Source organism: Clostridium tagluense (assembly GCF_003865095.1).
Taxonomy (GTDB): domain Bacteria; phylum Bacillota; class Clostridia; order Clostridiales; family Clostridiaceae; genus Clostridium_AD; species Clostridium_AD tagluense.
The window spans coordinates 1-9,467 of the sequence record NZ_BHYK01000063.1; the positions used below are offsets into that span (position 1 = coordinate 1).

16 protein-coding genes are annotated in these 9,467 nt (G+C 26.9%); all 16 read left to right on the forward strand.

Going from position 1 to position 9,467, the window contains the following annotated elements:
* Positions 1-57: 57 nt before the first annotated feature.
* The 16 genes from Ctaglu_RS23820 to Ctaglu_RS23885 all read left to right on the forward strand — a co-directional run bounded on the left by Ctaglu_RS23820 (position 58) and on the right by Ctaglu_RS23885 (position 9,223).
* Positions 58-1,500, forward strand: coding sequence for a hypothetical protein (locus Ctaglu_RS23820; protein ID WP_125006440.1), 1,443 nt, complete (start codon positions 58-60; stop codon positions 1,498-1,500).
* 440 nt (positions 1,501-1,940) lie between these two features.
* Entirely contained in the window at positions 1,941-2,444 is a 504-nt protein-coding gene (locus Ctaglu_RS23825) for a hypothetical protein (protein ID WP_125006442.1), read from the forward strand.
* Entirely contained in the window at positions 2,445-2,594 is a 150-nt protein-coding gene (locus Ctaglu_RS25635; RefSeq protein WP_185732944.1) for a hypothetical protein, read from the forward strand.
* Positions 2,595-2,596: 2 nt separating this feature from the next.
* A complete protein-coding gene (locus Ctaglu_RS23830) occupies positions 2,597-3,037 on the forward strand; it encodes a hypothetical protein (protein ID WP_233439938.1) in 441 nt (146 codons plus the stop codon).
* Between the two features lie 54 nt (positions 3,038-3,091).
* A complete protein-coding gene (locus tag Ctaglu_RS25640; RefSeq protein WP_185732946.1) occupies positions 3,092-3,256 on the forward strand; it encodes a hypothetical protein in 165 nt (54 codons plus the stop codon).
* 351 nt (positions 3,257-3,607) lie between these two features.
* The gene (locus tag Ctaglu_RS23835) at positions 3,608-3,796 is read left to right on the forward strand and encodes a hypothetical protein (protein WP_125006446.1); all 189 of its coding nucleotides are present in this window, start codon (positions 3,608-3,610) and stop codon (positions 3,794-3,796) included.
* Between the two features lie 25 nt (positions 3,797-3,821).
* Positions 3,822-4,436 (forward strand): GIY-YIG nuclease family protein, encoded by a 615-nt coding sequence (locus tag Ctaglu_RS23840; protein ID WP_125006448.1) that lies wholly within the window; start codon positions 3,822-3,824, stop codon positions 4,434-4,436.
* 108 nt (positions 4,437-4,544) lie between these two features.
* Positions 4,545-4,838: a hypothetical protein gene (locus tag Ctaglu_RS23845; protein WP_125006450.1), complete on the forward strand. Its 294-nt coding sequence runs from the start codon at positions 4,545-4,547 to the stop codon at positions 4,836-4,838.
* A gap of 70 nt (positions 4,839-4,908) precedes the next feature.
* Positions 4,909-5,628, forward strand: a complete 720-nt coding sequence (locus Ctaglu_RS23850; RefSeq protein ID WP_125006452.1) for a hypothetical protein — start codon at positions 4,909-4,911, stop codon at positions 5,626-5,628.
* A gap of 170 nt (positions 5,629-5,798) precedes the next feature.
* Positions 5,799-6,041, forward strand: coding sequence for a hypothetical protein (locus Ctaglu_RS23855; protein WP_125006454.1), 243 nt, complete (start codon positions 5,799-5,801; stop codon positions 6,039-6,041).
* A gap of 107 nt (positions 6,042-6,148) precedes the next feature.
* The gene (locus Ctaglu_RS23860) at positions 6,149-6,553 is read left to right on the forward strand and encodes a hypothetical protein (RefSeq protein ID WP_125006456.1); all 405 of its coding nucleotides are present in this window, start codon (positions 6,149-6,151) and stop codon (positions 6,551-6,553) included.
* A 253-nt stretch (positions 6,554-6,806) separates the two neighbouring features.
* Complete coding sequence (locus Ctaglu_RS23865; protein ID WP_125006457.1) at positions 6,807-7,205, forward strand: hypothetical protein; 399 nt, start codon at positions 6,807-6,809, stop codon at positions 7,203-7,205.
* A 61-nt stretch (positions 7,206-7,266) separates the two neighbouring features.
* The gene (locus Ctaglu_RS23870) at positions 7,267-7,926 is read left to right on the forward strand and encodes a hypothetical protein (RefSeq protein WP_125006458.1); all 660 of its coding nucleotides are present in this window, start codon (positions 7,267-7,269) and stop codon (positions 7,924-7,926) included.
* 56 nt (positions 7,927-7,982) lie between these two features.
* Positions 7,983-8,174, forward strand: coding sequence for a hypothetical protein (locus tag Ctaglu_RS23875; RefSeq protein WP_125006459.1), 192 nt, complete (start codon positions 7,983-7,985; stop codon positions 8,172-8,174).
* 30 nt (positions 8,175-8,204) lie between these two features.
* Entirely contained in the window at positions 8,205-8,666 is a 462-nt protein-coding gene (locus Ctaglu_RS23880; protein ID WP_207669519.1) for an HNH endonuclease, read from the forward strand.
* 182 nt (positions 8,667-8,848) lie between these two features.
* Positions 8,849-9,223, forward strand: coding sequence for a P27 family phage terminase small subunit (locus Ctaglu_RS23885; protein WP_125006462.1), 375 nt, complete (start codon positions 8,849-8,851; stop codon positions 9,221-9,223).
* Positions 9,224-9,467 lie beyond the last annotated feature (244 nt).

A 9,467-nucleotide genomic window follows, 5' to 3' on the forward strand; every position in this document is an offset into this window, starting at 1 on the left:
CCAATAATGGAAATAGGGTGCTGGAAAAATTAAGTTCCGCAATGCATGGTTTTTAGCTTGCCAAAAACAATAGAAGGGTTAAAAGATAGCAATGAATTATTTATAGCAATGTTACAAGAATCTGCTACAACAGGTAATAACAATGATTTAATAATAGATTTATATAATAGCAACATAGATGTTAAAGAAAGTGACTTCTATAAAACATTTAAAACAGAAACTATTAGCAGTATGAAAAAGAGAACGAGAACAGGAAAGCTCCTTGTCGAGGGAGACAATTTAACAATCTGCTCAAATCCATATTTATTATTATTACATATGGTTGGGGAAGTTCCTAATGTTAATAATGTAGTTGTAGAGGGATTTGAAGACCCAACATTACCAATACATAAAGATTATATAAGTTGTTATACTGAAAAATTCTTAGAAAATGAAGACTTAGCATCTTTTAGAAATCCACATAATGCCCCAAATAATTGTATTTTAACAAAGGTATTTAAACATGACTTAATAAAGAAATACTTTGATTTTGGTAAAAATGTAATGGCAATTAACTGTGTGTCTACAGAATGTGAAGACCTTGCTAATAGTATGGATTTTGATTCAGATTTCATGCTCACAACAAATTCTGAGACAGCAGTTAAAGCAGTTAAATCAGTATTTAGAAATAAAGATTATGCTTGTATAGTAAATAATATTCCAGAGAATGGTAAGAAATGGTTAAACAATAGTTTGAGTATTGCGAAGATAGACAATTTACTCGCACAAAGTAAAAATGACATAGGAGTTAGTAGTAATATGGCTCAACTTGCTTTAAGTTACTATCAGCATGATAAAACTAAAGAATTAAGGGACATAGTATGTATTATGAGCGTACTTGCTCAAGTAAGTATAGATAATGCCAAAAGACAATATGCAGTCAATGTAAAGGCTGAGATAGCAAGAATTAATGAGCTGGATTGTATTAAAGTATATAAAGGTAAAATACCTAATTGGATGCAATATATTAAAAAGGATGTTAAGAAAAGTAGATTATTAAAATCTTATGAATGTAATTGTACAATGGAATATTTACAAATAGCTATAGATAAAATTAAAAATCTTACTAATAATAAAGATAATATAAAAATTGAAACCTTATTAGTAGACGGTATTGCATTAAATAATAAAACAAATTATCCTCAGATAAAAAAAATAGAAGACCTAATACAAAATTTTGATAAAAAAGTTAAATATACAAACAAAATTGCTAAAAAGTATAACTGGAAAGAAGATAAAATAGAAACAGAAGTTGCTCCAATAAGAGATAGTGTTGTAAGTAGAATTAGTGGATTAGTATTGACAGAAGAAAGTATGTATTACTTAGTTAAAAATGCTATAGATACTGCCGAAGTAAATATAGATAAAGAAAAAATATCTGATAGCAAAAAATATAAAAGAAAAATGTTGAATATACTATATAATACTCATAAAGAACTATTTTTAAGTGTATGGAAATAAAAATAAGTACAAGAATGATGTTAATTTTTAGATGGTTAAATCTTTAGGCTAGACATAGCCCCATTTAAAGACGTGTTGCTAATGTGTATGTGATAGAGGGAAACTTCTATTGTCGTTATTGGCAATACGGGTTATAAATAAGCAAGTCCAATTAGGATTGGGATGGTTACAATGACTATCCCTTTTAAATTCTTACTTTTTAACGATAAAGCACCAGAACCCTTAATTATATCATACCAAAACACACAATGCAATACGTATTGTAAAAATAAATTAAATATTTTTTACATTATAATTAAGCCAAGTGAATTTTCGCTTGGGCATTTTTATTATATTTTTTAACCTAAAAATGTATAGTATTGTTTATAGTATACTGCTAAAAATACATAGTGTCAATAGGTTTTATAAAAATAAATTAAAATCGAAAGGTGGATTTATTAATGAAAAATTCAACAAAACAACAACAAGAAAAATTATTCGTATGTAGACTAAAAGACATCCAGGGTGAATTAGAGTATTACTTTACAGATTTTGAGGGGAATACAGAATATACAGTAGTTTTAAGAAAATCTCAAGATGTTGTAAGGATTATTTTCATAGACGAAGATAGTAAATGTATATCATTCACAACAGATGTTATAGAAGACTTTACTACTATTACTATGGAAGAGATTCTAAAACAACTAATTAATAACATTTATCAAGAACAATTAAACTGGAGAAATAGTGTGATTAGGAATTGGAAGTCATTCTCGGCACAGAAGGTAAAATCCTTAACATTATGGTTGTCCCGTGGAAATACCGATAAGGTAGATGTTATAAATCTACAATTAGTAGAACGATATAAATTAGTAGAGCAATATAAAAATGATGTAAATTATTATAAACATTTCGTGTGTGCATTATATTATATCAAAAATAATTTGATTGAAGAGGTGGCGTAAATGGGTAACGATCTAAAAGTTATTATTAAATTGTTAGAAGAAATTAATGGAAGAGTGGATAGATTGGAAAATAAAAATAAAGTAATAGGAACTAGAACTAATAGGCTAATGAGAGTTAACCCAATTAAAATAAATGGAGGGAGTAGATAATAATGAATAAATTAATGGAAGCAATCGTGGAAATGAATACAAAAGGAAGTTTGCAAACACAGGGAATTAGGCTAGCAGATGAAGAGTATTGCTATAAAAAATTGATAAATGAGTATAACGATAGAATTGACGAAATAGATGAAGATAATGACGAAGAGTTATTTGAAAATTTATGGTTTATGAAAGAAAAATATAAAGTTAGATTAGAGAATATTAAACAAGAAATGTGCTATTTAAATAAAAGAATTATTGAAACTTTTGGAGTAATAGAGGAATATTTAGAATTTGATTTATTCATAGAAACTTTTGGATTAAATGAACATGAAGTGGATTCCGATGAAAGTTTCTATGATAATTTACTTATGAGTTCTGAAAAAATAGGTCATGTTTGTAGAACAGGATTGATTTATAACGAGAAAATTGTACATAGAATGTTGGACTAAAGCATATTTTGCCTTAGTCTTTTTTATTTATGCTTAAAAAATGGAGGTTAAATAATGAACAGTATTTTAGATTTAAGAAATGACAAAGTATCATTGAAATCACTCTTGATGAAAGATGTAAAAACAGATGATAAGGGAAATGTCCTTTTATCTAAAAATGATGTTTGGAATGAGAATTTTGAGGACTTAGAAGAACATATATACTCTAATATTGAATAGTAAAAAAATGATAGGTGACAGAGAAATACTGGTGCCTTTTTCTTATTATATTATAGATATTTATGACAAGTTAAAAAATATTTAGTTGAAATTTAAAAAACTTTTTGAGATGTGATAATAATGAATTATAGAGAAATTGAAATTAGCAATATGTATATACGCACTATACTCTATGTATAGATTAGTCCTCCATATATTGGAGCGAAATGTGTGTATGTATATTGGTAGCTTTAAAGCTATACGTTGGAGGTTTAGCAGTACCCAAAACTGTGGAGGACTATATTATGAATAAATTTACAAAAGGATTTTTAACAAATAGCCTAGCTCTTTATCAAGTTGGGGGTGCGACAGTTGAGTAAAGTAGAGATTTTTCCTTACAATTCATTTAAGGAACGTATGAGGATACAAAAGGAACATAGGCATATTCGATTCACAGATTTAGATGGGTGTTTGATGTACATAGAGAATGTCGGGCCAGAGGAAATGAGCGCAGCCAGATTAGTGAGGGAATATAAAAATAACATAGCAACTATAATATAAAAAATATGAATGGAGGTTTTAAATAGTGTGCAAAAGAAGAATTGATGCTGTTTATTTAATTAAAAACAATGTTACTTTAAAATGTAGAGTAGGTAGTTGTAAGAATGTAAAAAAACGTTGGAGTAATTATAAAAGTAGATTAAAAAGTGGAAATGGTAATAAATTAATGCAGGAAGATTATAATAATTATGGAATTCAAAGCTTTGATTTTGTTATATTAGAAGAATTAAATGTAAAAGATTTATTTAAAAGGGAACAATTTTGGTTAGAAGAATATGCAGATTGTGCTATGTATAATAAAAATAGAGTAGTGAATGTGGACAAGAAAATCCGTACTGGCAGAGAAGCTAAGAATTATAAAAATAAGAGGAGTTTAGTTACCTCAGGCGAGAAGAATGGACATTGTACAGTATTAACAGAACAAAAGGCTTCAGAAATATTATGGTTGAAAAATAAAAGTAAGATTAAACAAATAGATATTGCTGAAATGTATGGATGTAAACCAACTATGGTAAGTAGAATTGGAAATGATAGATGGATAAATGTAGAAGAAATTAAACCTTTAAATTATATGGAAAAAGAAATCGTCAGTATTCCCGTACTTTCAATTTCGGATAAAAACATAAATATATCATTATAATTAAGTATACCATAGAATTAGAAAATTATACATAGTTACATAGAAAAAATAAATATTGGGGTGTAGGATAAAAAGGCTATACCCTTTATTAAATTGGAGGGAAATAAAATGAATATAGATAAAATTAGAGAAGAGTTTCCAGTACCTGAGTACGAAGTTATCGATAGTTTGAATTTAATTTCTGTATTGGCAAGTAATGCAATTTATCCAATAGATATGAAAATAAATAGCAATGGATTTAATAGTTGTATATATAGAAAAGATGATGTTGGATTTATAAATATTTTTAATGGTTGGAATAATGGAGAGTATGACGAAATGAAATTAGTATTTAAATCGTTTGCTCGAATTAAAAAGGCTTTTGTTACTGGAAATATATTAGATATGAAGATGTATAAATAATATTATAAAATGTGGTAAAATAAAGGAAATTGCCTCTCTATGTGGAATTATGTTTATGAGGTGATTTAGAATGAGCGTAGTAATATCTTACGTATCTGAATATATATCTATTATAGCGACTGACACCAGAATTTGTTTTGCAACAGATGCTGACAATATACTATATCATACTGATGATAATGAAAAGTTAATTGATGTAAATAATATGGGATGGTGTGCAGGTGCTGGAAATGATGATTTGATAACTAAGTTTAAAGATAGTATATACAATACTGAAATAAAAAAGGTTGGTGATTTTAAAAATATATTTGTAGAAGCGTTTAATAAAATATCGCAAAATAATTTAAATAACAATCTTCTTATTAACGAAACTGCTGTTGTTTTATCATGGTCGGGTGCTGATTATTATACAAAAAAACAGTGTTGTAGAGTTGGAATATTATCGCATAATATATCGGAAGCTGTGGGAACGATATTGAATAATAATATATCTATATTATTTCCATATGAATATCTTTATAATATAGATTTAAAGAAAAGTTTTAGTCAAAGTTATATTTTTGATTATAAATTTAATTATGAGGAATTCGATTTAAGCTTAGAAAATATACTGAAAACTATTTTTAATATGTTCAAAGAAATTTATTTGAATTCTAAAATGGTAAGTAGCACATGTGATGTTGGCATCCATCTAATTAATCATGATAAAGTTAGAATAACAAATGATATTGATATTTTGATAAAAAAGGTAAATGAAGGGGAAATCCAAACTGAATATAAAGTTATATGAGTTAGAGTATCCATTTGGGTGCTTTTATTATTGACTAGTTTATTTACTTCCATATCTAAATATAGTATAATTTATTACACTACAAATATAGTAGATTATATCAGTTTGTAAGGGAGGTGTAAATTATAACACGATATATTATAACTATTGAAAATGAAGTACAAAAAGATTTGAATAGTGATGAACAAAATTTAAATGAAGTCTTATGTGAGTTCAGTGGTCATAAGGCTGAAGATGTCGGAGCATTTGATAAAGAGGAATTTTTAAAATCATTAAATAAAGATGAAGAAAATATGTATTATATGGGTAAGATGTCTGACGAAATGATTGTTAATTTAGCAAAAGAAAGGTGTTATAACCATGCTAATTGTGAAGATGAATATGAATATGAATATGAGGAAGATAAATTATAATAACTAAGAGCATCCATTAAATTGGGTGCTTTTTTATATTTAGAAAATTTTAGAAGAAAAATTATACCTTTATGTCGAATATATGGATTTGGCAGGAGGTGAAAAAAATGAGCAAAGGGATTGAAGAAATAGTAAATGACAATAAAAGTAATGAGTCTGTAAAAATCAATTATAAAAAAGCTTATGATAGTTATAGTAAATACAAAATTGATCTTGAATTTATAAAATATGAAAAAATAAAATTGAACGATATCATTCAATCGAAAACAATAGAAATTAATTACACTTGTGTATATGCCACATTTATTTCTATTATAATAGCAATGGCTATATCTTCTTTAATAGCTATAAGCACCGATAAAGTAAAACCATCTTATTTTATTACACTTATAATTACATATGCAATATTTATACTTGTGGGAACAATTTTATATGAGATAAATAAAAAAAGATATTTAAAAGAAATATTTTATGCAGAAATTTGTTTAAAAGCATTAGAAAAATTAGAATAAATTAACAAACAAGAACAAGCAAGAATAAAAAAAGAAACTGATGACAAAGAGATAAAAAAATGTATTGAACAGCTAATTAATATAAAAAGTCTTATAAATGATATTGCACCAACTTTTAACGAAATGGCTAGTGGATTGGTTCGTAAAATATTTAAGAAAAATAAGTAGTTCGTTTATTATCTTACAAATTATTTAATAATTATATAAATAGTGGTATAATTAGAGTAATAATTTGTGAGGGGATGATTTTAATATGTCTAATGTGTATATTATCAATACGAATAAAAAATACTATACTAATTGTGAACCAGAAATGATTCAAGGTGAAAAATGTGCAGCTTATTATACACCTTGGAAAGAAGGTATTGATAAAATTAAAGTAAATGATTTAATATTTCTTTACAGTAATGAGGTAGGAATAATAGCAAGGGGCGTTGCTTCAGGAATATGTGAAATTAAAGATTTTAATGGAGGGACTGATGAAGAACATTATATGGAATTAGACAGATTTAAAAAATTAGCAATACCATTTAAATCCAGCGAAATTAATGTAATACTTAATAAGACAGTAGTACTAGGTAGTACACAGAAAAAATTAAATTATGATGATGGAATAAAAATTTGGCAAAACATAACGAAAAAGTGTTTGTAATTTTCTAATCTCTGTGTAAATATGTTGTGCATCCGATAAACTGCATGTTGAGGTGATTTTAATGACAAGTGATATTATAAAAATTGTTATAGGTAGTAGTTGTATTGGCGTTGTTTCAGCAGGGATTATTACTTCATTTTCTAATATAATTATAAAGAAAAAGGAAGCTCAATTCAAAATAATTGATAGACTCATAGATAAAAAGATATTAGCATATGATAATGTAATGAATTTTATTTCTACCACTAGAGAAATGCAAATTACAAATAATAATCAAATAGTTGAAGATTTGGGAGTAGACTTTGATGTATATGATAAACCTTTTAGATATCCAAGAGTATTAGAAAACCACCAAATATATGAAGAATGGTATGAACTGTTTATTAATCTTTATACAAATTATAGTATGTGGTTTAATAATGATTTATTAAGAGAAATAAATTTATTTCAAGATTATATGATAAATATGTATAATATAGTTCATGAAATTAAAGATAAGGATTTATATATAACGGGGATAATAATAAGACAGGATTTTATTGATTTTTCTAGTAATTTAGAAAAATTATGTTTTAAATTTTATAGTAAACAAATTTTAAAACTTAAAATGGAGAATAAGGAAAAGTGGCATAAGTATAAACCTAATGAAACCAAGCTAAGACTTAGTAATACTAAGTTAATTAAATATAAAAACGGCATAGAAAACTTAAAGAGTTCATAATAGAGCTCTTTTTTATTTGCTTAAAAATAAGACAAAATAGGAAGGGTGATTAATTAATGAATACAAATAAGGCAATAGATTTATTAACAAAAAACTATTTAAGTATGTGTAAGGCTATAACGTTGGATGATATTGACAAAGAGTTTGAGGATATAATGGACACACAATTGGAGTGTAATGATGAAGAGTTCATAAGCAATGAAGAGATAATTGAGACTTACATAAAAGCATTGAATAGGTTTTTATAGGTAGTTATGTAATGTAGCTACCTTTTTTATTTGGAGGTGAATATTATTGCACTAAAGAAGTTATGCAGATGTGGAAAGGTAATAGATTATGTGGATAAGTGTTGTACTGAGTGTAAGGCAAAGGTTAAGAAGGATAAGGCTGAGAGTAATAAGATATATGATGAGAGTGTAAGACAATTAAGGGATAAGCAGTACACACAGTTCTATCACAGTAAGCAATGGAGACAGGTAGTAGAGATAGTTAAGAGTATGTATAACTACATAGATATATACAGTTACTATGTACTACATAAGATAGAGTATGGAAAGATATGTCATCATTGTAGGGAGTTAAAGGTAGATGGTTGGAATGATAGACTCAATGCTAACATGATTGTATATCTAACACATGATAACCATGAAAAGATACATAAGATGTTAGAGAAGGACTATGAGGGTACTGTTAAGATGCTTGAGGGATTGATGAAGAGATATAATGAAGAGTTTAATTAACAATTATTATTAGTTGAATTGTTTATATTGTTTGAGATATTAAAACAATGATACCCCCACCCTTTAATCTTAAAAAACTTAAATGCTATTCACCCCTTGCCCCATATTTAACACGCAAAATTCTAAATATGAAGACTTAGAGGATAATGATTATTAATTAGAATAAGAAAGAAGGTGATACAATGGCAAGACCTAAAAAATTATTAAGTATGCAAGAAGGAAATTTAACAAAAGCACAACAAACAGAAAAAGAATTACAAGAAAAAATTATGCAAACAGGAATGGAACAATTACAAAAACCACCAAGATGGTTAAGAGATGTTAAGGCAAAAAATGAATGGAAAAGATTGCTAGAACAGTTTAGCCAACTTGCAAGTATAAGTAATTTAGATTTAAATAATTTAGGTGCTTATTGTAATTCATATTCTTCTTATTTAGAAGCCACGAAAGAATTAAAGGGAGCAAAACTTACAATAGAATATACTAATAAAGGTGGAGCAACTAACACAATTGAGAATCCTATCATTAAAATACAAATTAAATATTCTGACTGTTAAACGTCAAATTATAACTAATTGAAACGTCATTTTATTTCTATTATTAGTAGGTGATTTACGTCAGATTATCCCTATAAAATCACTTTATCAGTAAGAAAAAAGCATTTTATTAATATAATTTCTTTTAGCCGGCAGGCTACTTTTATATAAAAAATGAGTAGCAATAATAGCTACCCAAGTATGTTAGTTTAAATTAATATGTTCGGCTATAGCTTGTAAGGCATGAGCCACCGTTATCGCATCT

Coding starts and splice junctions, on each gene's coding strand:
- Ctaglu_RS23825 (WP_125006442.1), top strand. CDS start 1,941: ATGAAAAATTCAACAAAACAACAACAAGAAAAATTATTCGTATGTAGA.
- Ctaglu_RS25635 (WP_185732944.1), top strand. CDS start 2,445: ATGGGTAACGATCTAAAAGTTATTATTAAATTGTTAGAAGAAATTAAT.
- Ctaglu_RS23830 (WP_233439938.1), top strand. CDS start 2,597: ATGAATAAATTAATGGAAGCAATCGTGGAAATGAATACAAAAGGAAGT.
- Ctaglu_RS25640 (WP_185732946.1), top strand. CDS start 3,092: ATGAACAGTATTTTAGATTTAAGAAATGACAAAGTATCATTGAAATCA.
- Ctaglu_RS23845 (WP_125006450.1), top strand. CDS start 4,545: ATGAATATAGATAAAATTAGAGAAGAGTTTCCAGTACCTGAGTACGAA.
- Ctaglu_RS23850 (WP_125006452.1), top strand. CDS start 4,909: ATGAGCGTAGTAATATCTTACGTATCTGAATATATATCTATTATAGCG.
- Ctaglu_RS23860 (WP_125006456.1), top strand. CDS start 6,149: ATGAGCAAAGGGATTGAAGAAATAGTAAATGACAATAAAAGTAATGAG.
- Ctaglu_RS23865 (WP_125006457.1), top strand. CDS start 6,807: ATGTCTAATGTGTATATTATCAATACGAATAAAAAATACTATACTAAT.
- Ctaglu_RS23870 (WP_125006458.1), top strand. CDS start 7,267: ATGACAAGTGATATTATAAAAATTGTTATAGGTAGTAGTTGTATTGGC.
- Ctaglu_RS23875 (WP_125006459.1), top strand. CDS start 7,983: ATGAATACAAATAAGGCAATAGATTTATTAACAAAAAACTATTTAAGT.
- Ctaglu_RS23885 (WP_125006462.1), top strand. CDS start 8,849: ATGGCAAGACCTAAAAAATTATTAAGTATGCAAGAAGGAAATTTAACA.